General features: G+C 45.3%; 19 protein-coding genes and 2 pseudogenes. 8 read left to right on the top strand and 13 right to left on the bottom strand.

Features of this window, described 5'->3' with window-relative positions; all coding sequences use genetic code 11:
* Positions 1-7 precede the first annotated feature (7 nt).
* Entirely contained in the window at positions 8-898 is an 891-nt protein-coding gene (locus AC0IYG_RS02900) for a 1-aminocyclopropane-1-carboxylate deaminase/D-cysteine desulfhydrase (RefSeq protein WP_471709524.1), read from the top strand.
* Here the strand turns inward: AC0IYG_RS02900 and AC0IYG_RS02895 are convergent.
* From AC0IYG_RS02895 to rfaD, 3 genes are all read right to left on the bottom strand, one after another.
* Entirely contained in the window at positions 888-3,158 is a 2,271-nt protein-coding gene (locus AC0IYG_RS02895; RefSeq protein WP_471709523.1) for a monovalent cation:proton antiporter family protein, read from the bottom strand. The genes AC0IYG_RS02900 and AC0IYG_RS02895 overlap by 11 nt on opposite strands.
* Positions 3,159-3,266: 108 nt before the next feature.
* On the bottom strand, positions 3,267-4,718 hold the full coding sequence (gene sufB, locus AC0IYG_RS02890) for a Fe-S cluster assembly protein SufB (protein ID WP_471709522.1): 1,452 nt from the start codon (positions 4,716-4,718) through the stop codon (positions 3,267-3,269).
* 96 nt (positions 4,719-4,814) lie between these two features.
* On the bottom strand, positions 4,815-5,780 hold the full coding sequence (gene rfaD / locus AC0IYG_RS02885; RefSeq protein WP_471709521.1) for an ADP-glyceromanno-heptose 6-epimerase: 966 nt from the start codon (positions 5,778-5,780) through the stop codon (positions 4,815-4,817).
* Positions 5,781-5,882: 102 nt separating this feature from the next.
* Between rfaD and AC0IYG_RS02880 the strand changes: the two genes are divergently transcribed.
* Positions 5,883-6,317: a 6-pyruvoyl trahydropterin synthase family protein gene (locus AC0IYG_RS02880; protein WP_471709520.1), complete on the top strand. Its 435-nt coding sequence runs from the start codon at positions 5,883-5,885 to the stop codon at positions 6,315-6,317.
* Positions 6,318-6,322: 5 nt separating this feature from the next.
* Complete coding sequence (lpxB, locus tag AC0IYG_RS02875) at positions 6,323-7,432, top strand: lipid-A-disaccharide synthase (protein WP_471709519.1); 1,110 nt, start codon at positions 6,323-6,325, stop codon at positions 7,430-7,432.
* Between the two features lie 15 nt (positions 7,433-7,447).
* Here lpxB and AC0IYG_RS02870 read toward each other — a convergent pair whose 3' ends face one another.
* Both AC0IYG_RS02870 and vapB read right to left on the bottom strand, forming a co-directional pair.
* Positions 7,448-7,843 (bottom strand): type II toxin-antitoxin system VapC family toxin, encoded by a 396-nt coding sequence (locus AC0IYG_RS02870; protein ID WP_471709518.1) that lies wholly within the window; start codon positions 7,841-7,843, stop codon positions 7,448-7,450.
* On the bottom strand, positions 7,843-8,055 hold the full coding sequence (vapB, locus tag AC0IYG_RS02865) for a type II toxin-antitoxin system VapB family antitoxin (RefSeq protein WP_471709517.1): 213 nt from the start codon (positions 8,053-8,055) through the stop codon (positions 7,843-7,845). Before vapB ends, AC0IYG_RS02870 begins: the two co-directional genes overlap by 1 nt.
* A 146-nt stretch (positions 8,056-8,201) precedes the next feature.
* Here vapB and AC0IYG_RS02860 point away from each other — a divergent pair, with 146 nt between their 5' ends.
* A complete protein-coding gene (locus AC0IYG_RS02860; protein WP_471709516.1) occupies positions 8,202-9,146 on the top strand; it encodes a bifunctional helix-turn-helix transcriptional regulator/GNAT family N-acetyltransferase in 945 nt (314 codons plus the stop codon).
* Here the strand turns inward: AC0IYG_RS02860 and AC0IYG_RS02855 are convergent.
* Positions 9,143-10,398 (bottom strand): annotated as a pseudogene (locus tag AC0IYG_RS02855) (asparagine synthetase B). The gene AC0IYG_RS02860 and the pseudogene AC0IYG_RS02855 overlap by 4 nt on opposite strands.
* 131 nt (positions 10,399-10,529) lie before the next feature.
* A complete protein-coding gene (locus AC0IYG_RS02850; protein WP_471709515.1) occupies positions 10,530-12,242 on the bottom strand; it encodes a hypothetical protein in 1,713 nt (570 codons plus the stop codon).
* A gap of 132 nt (positions 12,243-12,374) precedes the next feature.
* Between AC0IYG_RS02850 and AC0IYG_RS02845 the strand changes: the two genes are divergently transcribed.
* A complete protein-coding gene (locus AC0IYG_RS02845) occupies positions 12,375-13,832 on the top strand; it encodes a hypothetical protein (protein WP_471709514.1) in 1,458 nt (485 codons plus the stop codon).
* 39 nt (positions 13,833-13,871) lie between these two features.
* On the opposite strand, the gene AC0IYG_RS02840 is transcribed toward AC0IYG_RS02845, so the two are convergent.
* Genes AC0IYG_RS02840 through AC0IYG_RS02830 form a run of 3 tightly spaced genes read right to left on the bottom strand, consistent with a single transcriptional unit; the run spans position 13,872 to position 15,681 of the window.
* The gene (locus AC0IYG_RS02840; RefSeq protein WP_471709513.1) at positions 13,872-14,534 is read right to left on the bottom strand and encodes an amidase family protein; all 663 of its coding nucleotides are present in this window, start codon (positions 14,532-14,534) and stop codon (positions 13,872-13,874) included.
* A complete protein-coding gene (locus tag AC0IYG_RS02835) occupies positions 14,527-15,474 on the bottom strand; it encodes an amidase family protein (RefSeq protein WP_471709512.1) in 948 nt (315 codons plus the stop codon). Before AC0IYG_RS02835 ends, AC0IYG_RS02840 begins: the two co-directional genes overlap by 8 nt.
* A gap of 60 nt (positions 15,475-15,534) precedes the next feature.
* Positions 15,535-15,681: a hypothetical protein gene (locus tag AC0IYG_RS02830; RefSeq protein ID WP_471709511.1), complete on the bottom strand. Its 147-nt coding sequence runs from the start codon at positions 15,679-15,681 to the stop codon at positions 15,535-15,537.
* A gap of 220 nt (positions 15,682-15,901) precedes the next feature.
* Here AC0IYG_RS02830 and AC0IYG_RS02825 point away from each other — a divergent pair, with 220 nt between their 5' ends.
* Both AC0IYG_RS02825 and AC0IYG_RS02820 read left to right on the top strand, forming a co-directional pair.
* Positions 15,902-16,090: a hypothetical protein gene (locus AC0IYG_RS02825; protein WP_471709510.1), complete on the top strand. Its 189-nt coding sequence runs from the start codon at positions 15,902-15,904 to the stop codon at positions 16,088-16,090.
* Between the two features lie 230 nt (positions 16,091-16,320).
* Positions 16,321-17,295 carry an FAD:protein FMN transferase gene (locus AC0IYG_RS02820; protein WP_471709509.1) on the top strand — a complete coding sequence of 325 codons (975 nt, stop codon included), beginning with the start codon at positions 16,321-16,323 and terminating at the stop codon, positions 17,293-17,295.
* A 15-nt stretch (positions 17,296-17,310) separates the two neighbouring features.
* On the opposite strand, the gene AC0IYG_RS02815 is transcribed toward AC0IYG_RS02820, so the two are convergent.
* From AC0IYG_RS02815 to AC0IYG_RS02805, 3 genes and pseudogenes are all read right to left on the bottom strand, one after another.
* Positions 17,311-19,467, bottom strand: coding sequence for a CheR family methyltransferase (locus AC0IYG_RS02815; RefSeq protein ID WP_471709508.1), 2,157 nt, complete (start codon positions 19,465-19,467; stop codon positions 17,311-17,313).
* Entirely contained in the window at positions 19,400-19,690 is a 291-nt protein-coding gene (locus AC0IYG_RS02810; RefSeq protein ID WP_471709571.1) for a hypothetical protein, read from the bottom strand. Before AC0IYG_RS02810 ends, AC0IYG_RS02815 begins: the two co-directional genes overlap by 68 nt.
* 30 nt (positions 19,691-19,720) lie before the next feature.
* Positions 19,721-20,241: pseudogene (locus tag AC0IYG_RS02805) on the bottom strand (chemotaxis protein CheB); the annotation flags it as partial.
* 185 nt (positions 20,242-20,426) lie between these two features.
* Between AC0IYG_RS02805 and AC0IYG_RS02800 the strand changes: the two are divergent.
* The coding region (locus AC0IYG_RS02800) for an AAA family ATPase (protein ID WP_471709507.1) at positions 20,427-20,763 on the top strand (337 nt) is incomplete at its 3' end.

Raw genomic sequence — 20,763 nt, 5'->3', positions numbered from 1 at the left:
AAAATAAGTGGATTTACTAAGTGCCACGCTTCCGACTTCCATTCAGGAGCTTTCCAATATAACGACTGAGCGCGCCGGAATCCGGCTGTTTATCAAGCGTGATGATCTGATCCACCCGACTGTTTCAGGCAACAAATGGCGCAAATTAAAATACAGCCTATTGGATGAAGAAGCTCAACGGACACGGCATATTCTGACATTTGGCGGCGCTTTTTCCAACCATTTATATGCAACAGCAGCTGCCTGCAAACTGTTAGATTTCAAAGCAACCGGCATTGTGCGGGGTGAAGATGCAGCCCTTAATCCCAGTCCGACATTGCAGTTTTGCAAGGCGCAAGGAATGGAGCTGCATTATGTCTCGCGGGAAGAATATAAGCGCAAAAACGATGCAGATTACCTCAGTCAAATAGCATTTGAATTTGGAAATCCATTTATCATTCCGGAAGGGGGAACGTCGTCGCTCGCATTGAAGGGTGTAGCAGAAATGGTCGATGAAGTCGCTGCTCAATTGGGAAGCATTCCGACTTATTTCGCTGTCGCTGTCGGCACGGGCGGAACTGCTGCTGGGCTGTTGTCGGCCAATGCAAAGGTGCTTGCTTTCGCTGCGCTCAAAGGCGGTGGCTTTTTAAAACAGGATATCGAGAAGCTGGTCGGAAGTGATTCTGATCGTCTGCAATTATTTACCGATTATCATTTCGGCGGATATGCCAAGTGGAACAACGAGTTACTGGATTTTATGCAAGAGTTTCAAACTGATTTCGGCATTCAGTTGGAGCAGGTTTACACAGCTAAAATGTTTTACGGATTGTTCGACTTGATCAAAAATGGTCACTTTAAAAATGGCGACACGATTGCTGCCGTACACACCGGCGGAATGCAAGGCCTGCTTAGTTCATAGCAATGATTTCTTCATCACTGCTGGCTGATTTCGTCTTGACAAATTCCTTGATCAACTCACGCTCACCGGCAATCCAGAGCACGTCATCATTTTCAATGATCATGGAAGAATCGGGGTTAAGGATGCGTTCTCCATTGCGCTCCAAGCCGACGATCATGCCGTGCGTTTTTTCGCGTATCTGACTCGTTCTGATGCTTTTGCCGCGAATCTGATATTCGCTTCTTACTTCCACGCGTTCGAGAATAATGCTGTCTTCGTGCGCCATGTAAACGTCGCCATTGGTGCTGACTTCAATGTGTCCGCGGAAAATGTCCAGCTGATCATCGGTTCCTATGACTTCAATGCGGTCGCACGGATAAAGCACTTCGGTGGGGCGGGGGAGGTAAATCGTCTTGCTTCCGCGCTCAATGAGCACGACATTGATCCCAAAATTTTCCCTGATCTTCAACTCCTGCAACGTTTTGCCGATGAGTGATGAGTCAGGGCTCACTTCCAGGAAGGCGAAATGAGCGTCCCAGGGTAAAAGTATTTTTTTAGATTTTCCGCTGCCTTCCAATTGTCTTGCATTCAGATTTTCCAGAAAACGATCTTCAATTCTGTTGTAGAATGTCTGCAACCTTTGGTAAAAAATGGCAAATCCGAGGATCATAATGACTGCTGCAACGGTCAACGCCGTCGGTGTGGCGAAAAAGGAATTCAGTAGAAAACCCATAAGCAGGATCGCAATCAGCACTCTTGACAATTCCAGTAAAAGCAATGGTCCGCGGCTGAATTTCCTGCTTAACCAGATGGCTGAGTAAGCTTTTCGATTGGATCTTTTGAAAATAAGCGCCCAGAGAAATGGCGAAATCAGCAGAAAAGTTATTCCAAATAAAACAGCATTGGTAATGTAAGTTTCAGGCAAGCGTGTGTGTAATTGCTCTGCAAGTTGGCGGGAAGATGCCATCACAATCCCAATTATGACAACCGAATTCAAGATTACAGTCTGCAAATAAGATTTCAGGATCTGATTCCAGTGCGTCGTCTGGACAATGGTTTCCGTACTCGTGCTATATCGGTTCAGATAATGTCTCCATTTGTCAGGCAACCTTTTTTCCAGCCATTCTGAAAGCGGTTCTGATGCTTTCATCATATAAGGCGTTGTAAATGTGGTTATTACGGAAACGCCGACTGCGATCGGATAAAGGAAGTTGCTCGTCACGCTCAATGAAAGTCCCAGATTGGCAATGATAAATGAGAATTCACCGATTTGCGACATGCTCATGCCGGATTGCAGCGAATTTTTCAATGGCTGACCAGAAATAATTGCGCCCAGTGAAACGAATGTCGTTTTTCCCAAAATGACCACCAAAACAAGAATGGCTGTCGGCACAGCATATTGTAACAGCAATCCCGGATTTATCAACATCCCGACGGAAATAAAGAATACAGCGCCGAAAAGGTCTTTTAATGGCTTTAATAAATGTTCGATCTTCTCTGCATGCGTTGTTTCAGCCAAAATGGAACCCATGATAAATGCCCCGAGCGCTGCGGAAAAGCCTGCCTGCGTCACCAGAAACACCATTCCGAAACATAATGCAACAGAAGTGATCAGCACGCTTTCGTCATTCATTAATTTGCGATAACGTCTGAGCAATGTTGGAAATATGAAAATGCCACCTAAAAACCAGATTGTCAGGAAGAAAAACAGCTTTAAAATTGATTGCAACAATTCCATTCCGGCAAATTGCTGGCTTATCGATAATGTCGAAAGCAACACCATCAGCAAAACCGCAGTAAGGTCTTCAATTACCAGAATCCCAAGAACGACGCGGGTGAATTTTTGTGTTTTGAGGCCTAGCTCGTCAAATGCCCGAAATATGATTGTGGTGGAGGAAATCGCAATGATCCCACCCAGAAAAAGGCTGTCCGTCTTGCTCCACCCCAGAAGCTGACCTGTTGTAAAACCGGTCGCGAGCATCATGCCCACTTCAAATAGGCCCGTTATTGCGGCTGTGTTTCCTACTTTGACCAGCTTTTTAAAACTAAATTCGAGACCCAGGTTGAAAAGAAGAAAGATAACGCCGATCTCCGCCCATATTTCTATGGTTTTAATGTCGGTAATGGTTGGGAAAAGGTTGAAGTTCGGTCCTACAAGCAATCCGGCCAATATATAACCAAGCACGATAGGCTGCTTCAATTTTTTGAAGATCAGGGTGATAATCCCCGCCATCGTGAGTATTAAAGAAAGGTCTACAATTAGTTGCGGAACGTGGGTCATGAAGGTTTATATTGGTAAGACAATTCTTTTGGATCAATAAAATACAAAAAGCCTTTGACGAATCAAAGGCTTTTTAAGGGCAATCTGATAAAAAGTGGCGTTGTAAGATTATCCTACGCTGCCTTCCAGACTGATTTCCAGCAATTTCTGAGCTTCCACTGCAAATTCCATCGGAAGCTGGTTCAGCACTTCTTTGGCATAACCATTTACGATCAAAGCAACCGCTTGTTCTGTTGGAATTCCGCGTTGATTGCAATAAAACAGAATATCTTCACCAATTTTAGAAGTCGTAGCCTCGTGCTCAACAGTGGCAGACGGGTTGTTAACTTCAATGTATGGGAATGTATGCGCGCCGCATTTGTCACCTAATAAGAGAGAGTCACATTGCGAAAAGTTACGCGCTTTTTCAGCTTTCTTGAAAACCTGCACAAGTCCTCTGTATGAATTCTGGCTTTTACCAGCCGAGATTCCTTTCGAGACAATGCGGCTTTTGGTATTTTTTCCGATATGGATCATTTTGGTGCCCGTATCAGCTTGCTGCATGTTATTTGTAACCGCAACTGAGTAAAATTCACCAATCGAATTGTCACCTTTCAGAATCACCGAAGGATATTTCCATGTGATCGCCGAACCGGTTTCAACTTGCGTCCAGGAGATTTTTGAACCAGCGCCGTCGCACAGACCGCGTTTGGTTACAAAGTTATAAATCCCACCTTTGCCATCCTTATCGCCGGGATACCAGTTTTGCACAGTCGAATATTTCACATTCGCATTCTCGTGCGCGAAAATTTCCACAACCGCAGCGTGCAATTGATTTTCGTCACGCATAGGCGCTGTACAACCTTCCAGATAACTGACGTGGCTATCGGCATCACCGATAATCAATGTCCGCTCAAATTGTCCTGTTCCGGCTGCATTGATACGGAAATAAGTGGAAAGCTCCATCGGGCAACGAACGCCTTTTGGAATGTAAACGAATGAACCGTCTGAGAAAACAGCCGAGTTCAATGCTGCATAATAGTTGTCCTTCGGAGGAACAACTGATCCTAAATATTTTTTGACCAATTCAGGATGTTCACGGATTGCCTCGCTGATCGAGCAAAAAATAATGCCTTTTTCTTTCAGCGATTCTTTAAATGTCGTGAAAACCGATTCAGAGTCCATAACGGCGTCAACCGCGATAGAAACGCCTGAAAGTCTTTTTTGTTCGTTAAGGGATATTCCAAGACGCTCAAAAGTGTCGCGCAATTCCGGATCAATGTCATCCAGACTGTCAACTTGCTTTTTCTTTTTAGGCGCCGAATAATATTTTATTGCCTGAAAATCTATTTTAGGATAATGTACGTTGGGCCATGTTGGCTCAGCCATGGTCAGCCACAAATGATAAGCTTTCAAACGCCACGCAAGCATCCACTCCGGTTCATTTTTTTTGGCAGAGATAAACCTGACAATATCATCATTAAGACCCGCAGGAGCCTCATCTGCCTCAATATCAGTTACAAAACCATATTTGTATTCCGAACTGGTGATTTCCTCCAACAATTCATCTTCTTTGCTCATAGTCTAATAATTATCACACTGTGTTTCGTAATACAGTAACACAGAGATCGGGGATTGAGTTTATTGAGAACATCAAAAATACGGAAAATTGCGGATTTATAAGTAAGCGCCCGTCGAAAGATAGTTCTTCACATAGTCGTCAATTCCGTCTTCCAGTGAGGTAAACTGACGCGTGAAACCAATGGAGCGGAGTTTGCTCATATTGGCCTGCGTGAAATACTGATATTTGTCACGGATGTCTTCCGGCGTATCAATATACGAGATGTCCGGCGTCTTGTCCATTGCATTAAATGTGCTTGTTACCAAGTCTTTAAACGTCCGTGCGCGACCGCTTCCCAGATTGTAAATGCCTGAATTTTTACGGTGGTGCATAAAGAAGATGCACACATCGATCAGATCTTTTACATAAATGAAATCACGCATTTGCTCACCGTCCTTAAAGTCAGGGTTATGCGAGCGGAAAAGCTTCATTTTTTCTGTTGCCTTGATCTGATTATAAGCATGCATCACAACGGATGCCATTCTCCCTTTGTGATATTCATTCGGACCGTAAACATTGAAAAACTTCAATCCAGCCCAGAAGAATGGTTTTTTCTCTTGCTGCAAAGCCCAAATGTCAAACTCGTTTTTCGAATCGCCATAAGGATTAAGCGGTTTCAGCTGCGACAATGTTGACTCATTATCATCATATCCGTGCTCGCCGAGTCCATAAGTTGCTGCGGAGGATGCATATACGAGCGGAATTTGATAGGCAACACATTTCTCCCAGATCTGTTTAGAATAGTTGACATTAAGTTCGTCAAAAATCTCTTTGTCAAATTCAGTCGTATCCGTGCGGGCACCGATGTGGAAAATGAATTCTACGTCCCGGTTGTTCGTGTCCAGCCAATCGAAAAGTGAATCTCTTTCTACTTTTTCCTGAATTGTTTTACCTTCAAGATTTTCGGCTTTTTCGATTTTGGAAAAATCATCTACTGCGATAATGCTTTTAAAGCCATCCTGGTTAAGTCGGCTGATAAGCCCGCTGCCGATGAATCCGGCTGCACCTGTTACGATAATCATGGGAGAGATTATATGTTATTTTTTATTATCCTCGGTTGAACTGCAAAACTACGGATACAAGATGTAATTTTGTACCCTATTTATTAAGGGAGGAGAAGATTTATGATTTACGTAACGAGAAAAGAGCATTTTAACGCAGCCCACCGACTTTTCAATCCGGCTTGGTCTGAGGAAAAAAACCAGGAAGTGTTTGGTCCTTGTGCCAATAACAACTGGCATGGACATAATTTTGAACTCATTGTTACGGTAAAAGGAAAGCCTGATCCAGACACAGGATTTGTAATTGATCTGAAAGTGCTGGGTGACATTGTGAAAGAGAAAGTGGTGGATAAAGTAGACCATAAAAATCTAAATCTGGACGTCGATTTCATGCAGGGTAAAATGGCTTCCTGTGAGATATTTGTAACTGAGATCTGGAATATCCTGGCGCCGGCCATTCAGGAGGCTTCGCCAAACTCCAAGCTGCATTACATTAAGCTTGTTGAAACTCCAAAGAATTTCGTAGAGTATTACGGCGAACAATCGCCAACTGACTAGTCCAGATGAAATATTACCTCATTGCAGGAGAGCGTTCGGGAGATTTGCACGGTTCCAATTTAATCGGCGGAATTCTGGAAAATGATCCCGATGCGCAATTCCGCGGCTGGGGCGGCGATATGATGGCTTCGGCTGGAATGGAGCTGGTCACACATTATAAGGACACTGCTTTCATGGGTTTCCTGGAAGTGGCCCTTAACCTGCACAAAATTTCGGGTTTTCTCAAAAAGTGTAAAGCGGACATTCTGGAATACAAACCCGATGCATTGATCCTGATCGACTATCCCGGTTTCAATCTGCGCATTGCATCTTTTGCAAAGTCAAAGGGCTTTAAAGTGTTCTATTACATTTCCCCAAAAGTGTGGGCCTGGAATCAGAAACGCGCGTTGAAGATCAAGCAGAACGTCGATCACATGTTTGTGATCTTTCCATTTGAAATTGATTTTTATAAAAAATTCGATTATAAAGTCGATTATGTCGGCAATCCGCTGATGGACGCCATTGCCGCGTTCAAGCCCAATTCTTCGTTCAGGGAAAATAATGGTTTGCAAGCTGATAAGCGCGTTATTGCATTGCTTCCGGGCAGTCGCCAGCAGGAAATCGTCGGCATGCTGGACATTATGCTCACCGTTCAGCCGCATTTTCAGGAACATCAGTTTGTCATTGCCGGCGTCAGTAATTTGCCAAAGTCTTTATACGAAAAGTACGTTTCGGCGCACAATGCAATCATTGTCTACGAATCCACATACGACTTGCTGAACATTGCCGACGCAGCCTTGGTCACATCAGGAACAGCGACATTAGAAACGGCTTTATTTGGTGTCCCGGAAGTGGTTTGTTACAAAACCAGCGGCTTCTCCTACGCCATCGCCAAGCGCCTCATCCGCGTCCCCTTTATTTCCCTGGTCAATCTGATCTTAGAAAAAGAAGCAGTCCGGGAGCTGATCCAAGATGACCTGAACGAGAAATTGTTGGTCGAAGAACTAGGAAAAATCTTACCCGGCGGAGCCAAACACAAAGCGCAAATGGCAGATTACCAAATATTGAAAGAGTTGGTAGGCGGCCCTGGCGCCTCAGGCCGGGCAGGTGGGTTGATTGTTGGGTATTTGAAGTAACTTCAATGTCAGGATTTACCAAATTCGTCTAATCTCGCTTCCCGAAAAGTACTTGTCAAAAACGCCATCATTGCTAAGTAAGTGCATCTTCTCAGCCAAAGCCTGAGAAGCGATAAGGCGGTCGAATGGATCTTTGTGAAAAAAAGGCAGTTTACTTTGCACAACCGTGTGACTGAAATCAATAGAGATGATAAGCATGTTTGCACTGTAAACTTCACTTATTAAAGTCTCATAGGGTGCAAGCATTTTTAGCTTACCCAGCGCCACTTTTATACTTATTTCCCAAAGGCTGACTATGCTGATAAAGATTTCATTTTTTTCGTTTTCAATGATCTTTTTCGAACTTTCACTTAAATCCTCCGAACCTTTAAGAAACCAGATGAATGTGTGTGTATCAATTAAATATTTCATTACATATAATCTTTAAAATGATCTAACGGCTCGTCAAAATCGTCAGACATTTCAAATTTTCCCTTCGCCATTCCAAACACGCGTTTTTTTCCAGAATTAAGATTTGGTGCGCCAGTATATTTGCTCTTCAACATCGAAATGTACTGCAACACTTCCTGCCTTAAACTTTCTGGTAGCGAATGTATCTCCTCTAAAATCGCTTTTTCTGTCATATTATTTATGTTGTTTTCAAAAATAGCAGATTTAAATTAAATGTTCAAGCTTTTGATTTGCACTGCCTTACATTATAAGTGTAGCTTATATTATTATCTACGTAGCCTTCTACGTATATTTGAACATTAATTAATTAATCCCAAAAATGAACATTTTCAACGAACTCGGTGGATTGGCGATTTCTACTCGTTTGCAGCAGCTTAGTGATCAGTTTCGTAAGGATGGAGCGCTGATTTACAAGGCGAATAACATCGATTTCGAGCCAAAGTGGTTTCCGGTTATTTACACATTGCACGTGAAACCGGCGCTTAGCATTCTGGAATTGTCGGAAGAGATCGGTTATGCGCATCCTTCGACCATTACATTATTGAAGGAATTGGAAAAAGAGGGATTGATCGAATCTTTCAAGGACACGAAGGACGAGAGAAAGCGAATGGTGCGGCTTACCGACAAAGCGCATTTGCTTGTTCAGAAAATGCAGCCGGTTTGGAAAGTGCTGCGCAAAGCGGCCGAAGAGATAACAAATACAGCAAATAACCTTTTACAAGCCATGGATGAAACAGAATATCAATTGAAAAAAGAGGGCTTTTTTGATCGCTACCAGCGTTTAAGCCAGGAAGAAACGACGGCATCGGTTCAAATTGTTGATTACAATCCAATTTATGCAAAAGCATTTTACGACCTGAATTACGCCTGGATTTCTGACGCTTATGAAGTCGAACCGGAAGATGAAAAAGTGCTTGAAGATCCGGAAAAGTATTATTTGAAAGACGGCGGAGCAATCCTGATCGCGCTTTATCAAGACGAACCCGTGGGGACGTGCGCGCTAAAATGGGGCGAACCCGGCGTTCTGGAAATGAGCAAAATGACTGTGTCCAGCGAAATGCGCGGCAAGAAAATCGGGGATTTGCTTGGTAATGCGGTTATAGCAAAAGCACGGGAACTTGGAGCGGAAAAGCTGATCCTTTATTCGAATAAAAAGGGCTCGGCGGCGGGGATCAACCTTTACAGGAAACTGGGTTTTGTGGAAGTGCCGTTAACCGGACAAAACTTCAAACGTGCCGACATTAAAATGGAATTGCCACTTTAAGTTTTTCTCTTTTTCTTTCTGGCCGAAGGAAACAACACATTGTTCAAAATCAGCCGGTAACCAGGTGAATTGGGATATAAATTGAGGTCAGTGGGCATTCTGCGTCCACCCCCGCCACGGCCTTCCGGGTCGTGGCCGCCGTAAAAAGTCCATTGTCCTCTGCCGAGTTCGCCGTAAATGTAACGGTCTGATGAGGGGCTCGTTCCCATAACCAAAACGCTCGGCTTAACCGTATTTTTAGAAAATGCAGTTGTTTGTCCCATGAATTCACGCACCAAATGTTCGTGGTTTTGAACAAGCATTGCCGGGATCACATCCCATTTGGCAGAAAAATCAAAAAGTGAAAAATAGGCTCCATCGTCGCCCCAGTTGCGATAGCGGCCCGCTGAGGAGTTAATGTCTGAGAAATTCATCCCGTCATATTCGTCCGTTTGCAGCTTGAAATTTTGGAACGCAAATGTCTTTTCGAAATCAAGCTTAGACTGCGCGTCGGGGTCAATGCCATCGCCATCCAGATTATCGACAATGTCAACGCCCTCGGCAGCAAGCGCAATGTCAAAAGTCTCTGCCCCTGAACACATTGCAAACACGAAAACCGCCTCCGGCGCAAAAATTCTTTGATCGACTTGGCAACCGCCAGCTTCATTTTGGAAACTTTGGAATAGCCGAACCGGTTTGCAATCGCTTCCTGCGCTTTAATGTCCGTCGGCGTTGTGCGTCTTAGGTTTTTGCCAAACTGCCCCGTGAAATCTTCATGGTGCAAATGCAGCCAATCGTATTTCGGCAAATCACCTTTTAAGATCTCTTCGTCATAAATAACATCAAACGGAATTTCGGCATATTTCAGCACGAGCAGCACTGCATCCGTATTTTCAAATTCCGAAGGGCTGATCTTGATGGGCGAGTAAACGGCAATTTTCGCAGCCTTGAAAAGCTTCACCACATCCATATTAACGTCCGGATTGCTGATCTGACCCACAATCTGCTGGCTCGCAGATTCAGACAAAACCTCATAGGAAACGGCGCGGAGCTTGCATTCATTTTCAATTGACTTGCTATATGCGACTTTGAAGCTGCCGCCGCGGTAATTGAGCAGCCATTCGACTTCAATTTCGCCTTTCAGCAACATATAAGCGAGCCCGTAAGCTTTCAAATGGTTTGTCTGCGATCCGTCCATGGGAATGAGGATCTGGTTCGCAAGGCCAATGTGCGAAATGAGCACGAAAATGAGCAGTAGGAACCTCCTCAGCATGGTGTGACAGGTTAGAATTTCCAGCGCTTATGTAGGGGAGAGTAAAATCAAATTTAATTATTATTGATGAATTTAAATAGTTGCCAATAAGCGAATTGTAAATTTTTTTGCCGCCGTTGCAATGATGGATTTTACGAGAAACGAAGCGTATGCTTGAAGGGTGTGAAACCTGTTAGATAAACCGTGGGCGCTTCCATAGCAGGCAATGCGCCGCGTAATGCAATGTTTTTGTGCAATCCAACGCCTGGGCCGAATGAAATCGTATCGCCGCCGAAGCTGTAAGTTCCGGTCCCTTCTTTCAGCAGCCAGGAATCTTTGGTGTTCTCGATTAATGTTGCGCCGGAAAAAGTCCCGCCGGGACGGAAAATGAGTTCAACCGCCAGCGGCACGCGTTCTGTTCCCGAAGTCTGGATTTCGAGCTGCATGCCGTCGCTTGTTTCCCGGATCGAGATCGTTGTTTCCAAAGCCTGCACTTCGCTCACCGGTCTGAAAATTCTTGGCATTTTTTCCCAATCGCCGTCCTGGGCAATGAAATCTTTGGGATATGGCTGATAATAAGGCCCGTCCAATGTTTGTGTCAGTTTCCAGCCCTTGCCGTCTTCTTCAGGCTTCTCAGATTGGAATTGCCCTTTGCCAAAAAATGAAGAAGCCAGCCGCACGCCCTGCAGCACAGCGTTTCCCTTCATGAAAGTGAACCACGTCGGGTTATTAGCGATCAAAGTGCTATCCCAATTGCCACGCCGGATCCTGACTAAGCCGGAGTTCGGGAATGTCTTCACATAATGAACGGGCAGCGGTTGCGCGGGCGGCAGCGCCTTCCATAATGTTTCATCTGCCAGATAATAATCCAGAAAACCACCGATTTTCAACCCCGCACTTTGCTCGATCATTTCACACATTGCCGCATACGACTTGTTCTGATCCTTTAATGCGAGATAACGATAGGGGTAATAGTAATTTTCCAGCGTGCCAATCAACGCTTTATCCTGCCTGCCCGAAGCATCCGTCACAATCTCACCGTTCGGATGGACGTAAAACATCGTCATATCAAGATTTTTACGCACATGGTCGAGCAATGCCGGCTTATTAAAACCGTTGGCAATGGTTATCAGCAAACGATCCGTTAATGATGAATAAATAAACGTGCTTTTCTCATTATACTGACCATCTGCATCGATGTCAATGTGTTCGCTCAGCCACTCTTCGGCACGGGCAACATATTTTGGATTTGGCCAGAGCGAATTCAGCTTGGCTAATGCTGCGCACACGACCCACCGGTGATTCGGTGTGTGAATTCCGCCCACGCTCAGCGCTTGTCCGCCCCGGATGAGGAATGTTTTCAGATTTGCAAGCATCCGTTCCGCGCCTTGCGTTTGCGACTTTTGGATCAACGTATAAGCAGTTACGAGCCGTTTTACAAGGAAGCCAGTGTCGGGCGTAGAATGGAAATTTGTTGATAGTAAATCAATGGTGCCGTCTGCGTGCTGCGTTTTTATCAAATATAAAGCCGCCAGATTCATGTCAGCTAGCAGCTCCGCCGAGCGATAGAATTTGGAGCTGGAAGAAGAAAGTGCATTGGCACTCGCCTGGATCAGCGCCGACGTGCTATGCGGATTAACAATGTCAGTTGCATCCTTAACGCCTCCATATGCAGCATCCTGGACATCTTTTACCTGCAACTTTCGAATCGAATCTACACCCAAGTCATTTTGCCGGATGAGCGCCTCCAACCATTCCGGCATCTTTTGTATCCTTTTATTTACATTTGTAACTGCAAAAGCGGACATCATGGGCATGGCGCACAAGGCAGCAACACTATTCTGTACAAATTCTTTTCTGTTCATCGAGGCAAGTCTCTTTTTTAATTCAAAAGAAGATGGATTGCCCAAGCTACCGCTTGATAATTCAATTGTGAAAAGCCGGATATTCTTTTAAACTTTATTCACCACGGGTTTACTATCACTTATTTCTATGAGATGAAAACAACTCTACTCCGCAATTTAAGTCTGGGTTATCTGCTTCTGCCCAATCTGATCTTCTCCATAGGATGGTTCAGGTTGCCGTTATCTGTGATGCTGGCCGCAGGGATCATTTTTATTTTTGTTTACAATTATCGTGTTGAGAAAAATAATCTCACGAGTTTAAGCCCCAAGCAGATCGTTCAAATCGGCACAATGTCACTTGTAATCATCGCTTTTTCAGGCATCGGCGGTTTTTGTTTTCAAGCCTTTGATTATTGGGCGCACAATTCTAAATATTACACGCTCTTTAATAATTCCTGGCCGGTGCTTTTTAAAGCGAACGGACGTTATGCCTGCCATTATTTCGGATTTTTCCTCGTTCCCGCGCTGATCTCCAAAATGCTCGGCGAACTGTCAGGAATCGCACTTTATATATGGGCTTCCATCGGTTTGTTTATGGGATTTTGCTGGATATTCATTTTTACGGGTAAAAGCTATCTTTCGCTCGTTCTGTTCTTGTCGCTTGGTGGCGTGGGGCATTTGGTTAAAGTGGTCACATTAAGGCTTGTAGGACTTAATTATCACGTTCCTCCCTTCTTTACAGAGATCTGGCCTGTGCTTTATCAGGCACAATGGGCGCCTAATCAGCTCATTCCGATCATTATCGTTTCGGCCATCCTGTTTCACGATTATGTTTATCTCAAAAAACCGGAACGCAGTTTCCTGGCCGTGATAGCGACTTTTATCTGGGGCATCTTTCCGTCGATCGTTTTTGTTATTATTTTCTCAATGCTCGTTCTGGTTCGCTATCGCAAGGATATCAGAAGCTTTTTCCGGCCCGAAGTAATGATAGATGTGCTCGTTCCGGGAGTGCTTTTTGTGCCAACTTTCTTTTATTTTCTTTCGGGCAAAGGCTCCGTTATTGCAGGTTTTATCTGGCAGTTTAACCCCCTCAGTGAAATCGCATTCCACTATTTCTTCGGTGTGGTTATTGACCTGGGCGTGCTTACGGGAATCGTGCTGACATTAAACCTGCATAAAAGCGTCAACAAGAACATCATAATAGCATTGTTTTCACTGCTGATCCTGATTTCCCTAGTCCGAATGGGCAAATGGAATGATTGGTTCTTACGTGGAAATACGCCGGTTCTGACCTTGTTATCTCTCTTTATTCTGCAAAGTTTCTCCGTATGGATCAAAGAAAGGCCCGACTGGTATAAATTAAAGGTTTCGTATCCATTGGTGCTTTTCCTGTTATTGGGCCTCGTGGTTCCGCTTTCTCAGATCAAGCGTGCCTTGCAGGAGAATGTGGTTACTTCCATGCTGTTTCCTGATCAGGTGAAATTTACGCCATATCCTTACAACAAGTTTGAGGACTTTTATGAGTTGGGCCTGAGCATATATTCGCAGCAGGAAGCCAATCAGTTTCTAGGACAGAAAGGCTCCATTTACGAAATTTATTTAGCCAGATAGCGAGCTGCTTTCCTGCTATATCACACTTTTAGTAGGCCCTCAGTTTATCGATTCGATGAATTTGGGGGCTTTTCTGTTTTTGGACGCTTGCTCATAAGCATAAGCAATGCGTAACAAATCCGCTTCACCGTACGCTTTTCCCAAAAACGAAATCCCGATCGGCAATTCATTCACCGCGCCCATAGGAACCGTAACCGACGGAAAACCTGAAATTGCAGCCGGGCCATAACCGCCATATCCCGTCCAGAAGTCGCCATTCACAAGATCGGTGCACCACGAGGGCCCGGTTGCCGGCCCGCACAATGCATCCAGCTTTTCAGATTCAAACAGTTTGTTAAGCAAGTCGCCCACGTTCATAATTTTGGCAAGTGCTTCTTTATATTCCTTTGTTTCCAAATCCCCTCTCGACTCAGAAAGCTCAAACAGTTCCTGCTGGAAATGCGGCATGGCTTTGGCAGCATTCGCCTTGTTATAGGCGATCAGATCTGCAAGGGATTTAGGTTTAGCATTGGATTTTGACAAATATTTATTGACACCATCTTTAAACTCATATTGCAGCAAAACCGATTCTCCGCCATCCGTTTGCTGGGTTTTCATGTAATCGACCTCAACGATCGTAGCGCCTTTTTGCTTCATTTGTTCCAAAGCTTTGGACAGCAATGTGTCAACGGCTTCGTGCTGTTTCAGAAAACCTTTATCCACACCAATGCGCTTGCCCCTTCAATCCATTCGCGTCGAGCGAAGCCGAAAGATCGCGATAGGACTCGTAAGGAGCTTCGGTTCGCGCCGGGTCGTTCGCGTCGCCGCCGACCATTGCACTTAGCAACATGGCCGCATCCGCGACCGTCCGGCCAAATGGTCCGGCCGTGTCCTGCGACTTCGAAATAGGGATAATGCCCGAACGGCTCACCAGCCCAACCGTCGGTTTAATGCCGACAACACCATTCATTGAAGCGGGACAAGCGATGGAACCGTTGGTTTCGGTGCCCACGGCAACTGCGCAAAGATTCGCCGAAACCGCCACGCCCGAGCCCGAGCTCGACCCGCAAGGTGAACGGTCTAGTATGTACGGATTCTTGGTTTGTCCGCCCCGGCTGCTCCACCCGCTTGACGATCTTGTAGACCTGAAATTTGCCCATTCGCTCAGATTCGTTTTGCCGAGAATTACCGCCCCGGCATCACGCAGTTTCTTCACGACAAATGCGTCCAGCGACGCAATGTTTCCCGTCAGCGCGAGCGAACCCGCGGTCGTCTGCATTTTATCGGCCGTATCAATGTTGTCTTTTATCAAAATGGGAATGCCATGCATCGGCCCGCGGACTTTTCCGTTTTTGCGCTCCTCGTCCAATGCTTCCGCAATGTTTAATGCATCCGGATTTACTTCAATCACTGCGTTCAGCTTGGGCCCGCTTTTGTCCAATGCAGCGATCTGATCCAGATAAGCCTTGGTTAATGCCTGAGAAGTAAGCTTCCCGTTTTTCATCTGCTGCTGCATTTCAGCCACAGTCATTTCTGAAAATTGAAAAGCCGTTTTATCGCTGCTTTCAGCCTGCTTTGTTTTGGATTGACATTGGGTTAAGGGAAATGCGGCCAAGGAAAAACCTGCTGCGGAGGCCAGGCGCACAAAATTTCGTCGTTTCATAGAAGTGAATGCATTGAACGTAAGTTGATACGCAATTTAAAAAGTCTGTCAACTTATCGCTTATCGCCGCCGCTTTTTTTGATTGAGCAAATTCCAGATCCGAATGGCCAGCCAGATGGGGCCAACCAGAATGACTGTGACGACCGTTGCAACACCGAGGAGAACTGCGAGCACGAGTCGCAAAATGTAGATTACGATGGCAGACATTTGAAGTAGTGTGTGAGTTTGTAGAATAAATTTGACTATACGATTTTGATATTAGAACATATTCTATACTGACGTGTTGAGTGGATAGTAAGGCATAGTCATAAATGGCTAAAACCCTTTAAATGATTTAAATATATAGGTAAATTATCATATTATATTTGGCTGGCACAGTTATTTATTTAATTTTGTCATTGAAAAATATCACATAAACGATACGGTCATGGACTTCATATCAAACATCATATATTATTCAGGAAAGCTACTTTTTGCAACGATCTTGTTCGTTGCCATGATTATTTCAACCATTGTTTCGCTTCCATTTATTGGTGCAGGGCTTATAAAAGACGCGATCGATTCCAACCAGCATCAGCATGCAGATAGGAATCACCTGGCAGATTACTTCGGATAATATTAGTTCGCTAACGCGTCAATCTACATGGGTGCAAGACTTAGGTCTTGCACCCATTTTTCGTTTAGTGCAGATTACATTCGCAAATCAGGTCGTTAGAAGGGAAGTTTTCGGTCAAATCAAATACTTTTGCGCCTCATTCAAGGCATTCGATGCGTTAAGACAGTATGAGTTCAAGATTTCCAGGTGTAATAGAGGGCTTTTCAGAGTCAGTAACCAAACGAGTGCTAATGCGCGTCGGAGTTGCGTTCTTGCTGTTAACAAATGCTTCGGCCAATCCGGTGCACGCGCAGGAAAGCCGTTATATTTTTGAGAAAGGCATGATGGGCTCGCCGTTTAAACTGGTTTTTTACGCTCCCAATGATTCCATAGCCAATGTCGCTGCGCAAAGTGCTTTTGCCAGAATCGAGAAACTGAATGAAATTTTGAGTGATTACCGGGACGGCAGCGAGATTAACCAGGTCTCCGCAAAGTCAGGAAATGGTGCGTGGATTCCGGTAAGCGATGATCTGTTTAACATTCTTTTTATCAGCCAGGACATTAGTAAAAAAACAAACGGTGCATTTGACGCAACGTTGGGCCCTGTGGTTCAAATGTGGCGCCATGCAACCAGAAAAGGCATTTTTCCGCAAGATTCGGAAATTAAAGAAGCCATGCAGAAAACGGGTTATAACAAACTAAAACTTGATCCGAAGGGTAAAAAAGTCTTTTTATCACAAAAAGGCATGCGGCTTGACATTGGCGGGTTAGGGAAAGGTTTTGCCGCAGAAGAGGCCGTTAAGGTTTTAAAAAGCTTCGGAATTAAGTCCATCATGATGGATGCAGGCGGAAAAATTGTGCTGACCAATCCGCCTCCTGGCGCCAGCGGCTGGAACATTACGGTTTCAAATGGCAGCGATTCGCTCAAAACAATGGTGCTGTCCAACGTTTCGCTCGCCACTTCCGGGCCAACTTACCGCTTCATGGAATACAAAGGCATCCGCTATTCACACATTGTCGACCCTACAACCGGCATCGGATTGTTGTTTCATGTGCGGACAACCGTCATTTCACCGGACGGGACAGTCGCGGATGCATTAGCAACTGCTTTTAGCGTCGCAGGCATTGAGAAAAGTAAGAAAATGCTGAAAAAATTTCCAGGCAGCGAGGTTTGGCTTGTGGAAAAGCAAGACGAGCGCGTCGCCGAATGGAACATGCTTAACTAGCGCTTGCAATCCGCATTAGTCACTCTTCTTATCATCAATGTCTGATCCGCTTCCTATAAAACCATTGAATTTATTGTCAATACTAAACATGGGTTTCGCGTGTTCCAGCACCCAGCGATAAGTCCCGTCGTGCCGCAGCAGCCTGTATTCGCTTGTGAAAGCGGTCCGGTTACGCAATGCATTTGCAAACTGCGCGAGATAACGGACCCTGTCGTCCGGATGAATGCTGCCCGTTGGGAAATCGTTGTCTAATGCCAGTTTACCCGTGTAATCTTGCCAGGCTTTATTGAAAAAGTCAATCTTCCCGGCGGGCGTGGAAACCCAGATCAGCACAGGTGCATTATCAATCACATCTTCAAGCCACTGTTTCCGCTCATGCAGCAGTTTTTGAACCCTGCGATGTTCGCTAATGTCTTCCAGAACGAGTAAAATCGATTTTTGACTGGGCTGAATGACCACTTTTCGCGCATGCAGCAAAATGGTCGGTTCTTCCGGCGTGCTGTTTACATTGACCTCAAAACCCTTAATGTCTTTGTCTTGTGAAATGACCTCTTCCAACTGGGTCCGCAAGCCGGGCAAGTTCCAGTAACGGTCATTCAATTCGTCGAAAAGTCTTCCTTCGGTGTCTTCTGCCGTCGTGTGAAATAATTTATAAAAAGCCTTATTAGCAGCCATGATCCGCAAATCCTTATCCAGCACAAGCGTCGCCTCGCTAATGGTCGACAATATTGATTCGGCATAATGATTCGCTTCGGAAAGCTGGTCATTGCGCACCCGAAGTTCCTGATTGATCGTCATCAGTTCTTCGTTGGTGGACTCAATTTCTTCCTTACCGGTTTCCAGCTCTTCGATAATGCTTTGCAATTCTTCGTTATTGCTCACGATTTCCTCATTCGCCGATTGAAGTGCCTCATTGCCAGATTCTTGTTCTTCAATAATGGATCGCATATCTTCTTGCAATGCAATCAATTCCGTTTCAAGCTCGGTAATGCGGTTGTCCCGCGCACTTTGCGATTTGGTCGCCGTCAGTTCAAGATCGGGCAGCTTTTGGAAAACCACAAGCAATAACCTGCAGTCGCCAGTCAGCGGAACTGCCTCGATCTCAACCTGATGTTCCTCGCCGCTCACTTTCACGCGCAGCCCCTTTTTGATCATGGGCTGACCCGTTTTCTTAACCTTATGAATGATGTTCCGCAACGCCAGACCCAATGGCGGACGAGCCATTTTTAACAGATTAAAGCTTGGTTTTCCTGAGGGCATTTCCAGAAAAAGACCCGTTGAACCGCGGAATTGCAAGATTTCCAGATCCTGGTCCACCACAACACTTGGCGGCACATATTTACTAAGCAGAACGGTGTCGGTCAGCCTGTCAATGTCTTTCGAAGGAAGCGGTTCGCCCGTTTCAAGAATTTCCGGCTTTTCACCACGGAGCTGCGCCGGCGACTCCCTTTTCCACCGCGACGTCATCTCGAATGGAATTCTGCTTTGGACAATGTTCTTGCGAACGTAGATCTTATGGTTCTTTTCAATCGGGGAAAATAAAGACGGAGCCGCGCCAACCGATTCTGATTTACCCAAAACCAGATAACCGGTCGGGTTTAATGCGTAATGAAAGGTTGCTAATGCTCTTTGTTGCAGGCTGTTATCCAGATAAATCATCAGGTTACGGCAGCTTAACAGATCAATCCTGGAAAATGGCGGATCTTTCAGGAGATTATGCTGCGCAAATACGCAAAGGTCCCGAATGACTTTACTAACGCGATATTGGTCGTCTGTTTTGACAAAAAAACGTTCAAGTCTTTCCGGCGAAATGTCCTGCACCTCACTTTTCTGATAACTTCCCAGCCGCGCTTTCATGATCGCATTCTCACTCAGGTCGCTCGCGAAAATCTGGACCGGAAACGAAAGTGCAGCATTGCCCGTCAGCTCGGTAAGGATCATTGCCAGCGAATATGCCTCCTGCCCGGAGGAACACGCAGGAATCCAGATGCGGATCGGATCGCCGGTGCCTTTTCCTTTGATTATTTCAGGAAGAATGTACGCTTTCAGGTAATCCATTATCTCGTTGTCCCTGAAAAAGTTCGTTACATTGATCAGCAGATCATTATAAAGCAGGTTCGCTTCCTCGGCGGTGCCGCTGCAGATAAGTATAATACTCAGAAAGCCGGTCAAATTTGTAAACCAGCATGCGTCGCAAAACGCGTCTTTTGATTGTCGTTTTTTTATATTGATCCAAATCGACACCGACCGCAGCTTTTACATGTCGCAGGATTTTCTCAACATCCTGATCCGAAGAATCTTCTTCCTGTTCCAGCGCGGCTTCACTCGTCAGCTGGAAAATCTTGGTCTGCTTACTTAACCGCTCCAGTTCGCGCGCAATTTCCGAAGGCGGCATCACAATGTCCACCACACCCTCAATCATCGCAGACTTGGGCATGCTTTGAAACCTTGCTGTCTCGTTTTGTGCAAATGTGATTCCGCCAGCCACCTTAATCGCCTTTAATCCCAATGTGCCATCATTAGCCATGCCCGAAAGCAGCACACCAATAGATGCCTCCTTCTGGCGCTCGGCGAGGGAAATGAAAAACCGGTCAATAGGCATATGGATCGCCGGTTTGGGCTTTCTGGGCATCAATGTGAGTACGCCGTCTATGACTTCAATGTCTTTATTTGGCGGAAGCACATAAACGTGGTTAGGAAGCACCCGCAGCATGTCCTCCGCTTGCAGAACGGGCATGCTGGTCGTTTTTTGAAAATGCTGACAAGCTGACTGTCAAAGTCAGGAGCAAGGTGCTGGATGTAAACAAAGGCAAGGCCAGTCTCCGGAGACAAGTTTTGAAAAAGCTCTGAAACTGCTTCTAAGCCACCCGCAGAACCGCCAATGGCCACCAATGGAACGGCATGAACGGGTGCATCAGCCTCAGATGGATTCGTTGACGACGACATTATAGACGCACATTTGAAAAGTAAGACACTAAGTGAAAGATATTTGTAAAAAGGAAAAAATCATCGGGACATAATGATTTTATTTAGCTGTAAAAACTAGTGCCAGCAACGGTTATGCGGCATATTGGAACAATTTTTTAAGTGGCCGTCAGGAGCATTCCTGCCGCTTCAACATTTATCGCTTTATGACGAAAACCATTTTTATCGCCTCCGCCGAGCCTTATGCGGGCAAATCTGTCATTGCATTGGGTTTGGTAAACATGCTTTTGGCAAAAACAAAAAAGATCGGTTTTTTTAAACCCATCATCTCTCAGCAGGAGCCTGGGCAAAAAGACAAGCATATTGAAGCGATTATCAATTACTTTTCATTGCCCATCGCTTATGAGGACACATTTGCGTTCAGCCGGCAGGAAGTGCTGCAGCAGACAGAATCCGAGAATTGGGGCGAGATGATCAATACGATCATTGGCAAATTCAAAAAGCTGGAAGATGCCTATGATTTTACAGTAATAGAGGGCAGCG

Source organism: Dyadobacter sp. AC419 (genome assembly GCF_979253085.1).
This window is presented reverse-complemented; position numbering and strand designations above follow the sequence as displayed.

Bases quoted from the DNA above. Each gene is read 5' to 3' on its own strand.
- AC0IYG_RS02895 (WP_471709523.1), bottom strand. From the start codon at position 3,158: ATGACCCACGTTCCGCAACTAATTGTAGACCTTTCTTTAATACTCACG.
- sufB (WP_471709522.1), bottom strand. From the start codon at position 4,718: ATGAGCAAAGAAGATGAATTGTTGGAGGAAATCACCAGTTCGGAATAC.
- rfaD (WP_471709521.1), bottom strand. From the start codon at position 5,780: ATGATTATCGTAACAGGTGCAGCCGGATTCATCGGCAGCGGGCTTATC.
- AC0IYG_RS02880 (WP_471709520.1), top strand. From the start codon at position 5,883: ATGATTTACGTAACGAGAAAAGAGCATTTTAACGCAGCCCACCGACTT.
- lpxB (WP_471709519.1), top strand. From the start codon at position 6,323: ATGAAATATTACCTCATTGCAGGAGAGCGTTCGGGAGATTTGCACGGT.
- AC0IYG_RS02870 (WP_471709518.1), bottom strand. From the start codon at position 7,843: ATGAAATATTTAATTGATACACACACATTCATCTGGTTTCTTAAAGGT.
- vapB (WP_471709517.1), bottom strand. From the start codon at position 8,055: ATGACAGAAAAAGCGATTTTAGAGGAGATACATTCGCTACCAGAAAGT.
- AC0IYG_RS02860 (WP_471709516.1), top strand. From the start codon at position 8,202: ATGAACATTTTCAACGAACTCGGTGGATTGGCGATTTCTACTCGTTTG.
- AC0IYG_RS02850 (WP_471709515.1), bottom strand. From the start codon at position 12,242: ATGAACAGAAAAGAATTTGTACAGAATAGTGTTGCTGCCTTGTGCGCC.
- AC0IYG_RS02845 (WP_471709514.1), top strand. From the start codon at position 12,375: ATGAAAACAACTCTACTCCGCAATTTAAGTCTGGGTTATCTGCTTCTG.
- AC0IYG_RS02835 (WP_471709512.1), bottom strand. From the start codon at position 15,474: ATGAAACGACGAAATTTTGTGCGCCTGGCCTCCGCAGCAGGTTTTTCC.
- AC0IYG_RS02830 (WP_471709511.1), bottom strand. From the start codon at position 15,681: ATGTCTGCCATCGTAATCTACATTTTGCGACTCGTGCTCGCAGTTCTC.
- AC0IYG_RS02825 (WP_471709510.1), top strand. From the start codon at position 15,902: ATGGACTTCATATCAAACATCATATATTATTCAGGAAAGCTACTTTTT.
- AC0IYG_RS02820 (WP_471709509.1), top strand. From the start codon at position 16,321: ATGCGCGTCGGAGTTGCGTTCTTGCTGTTAACAAATGCTTCGGCCAAT.
- AC0IYG_RS02810 (WP_471709571.1), bottom strand. From the start codon at position 19,690: ATGCCGCCTTCGGAAATTGCGCGCGAACTGGAGCGGTTAAGTAAGCAG.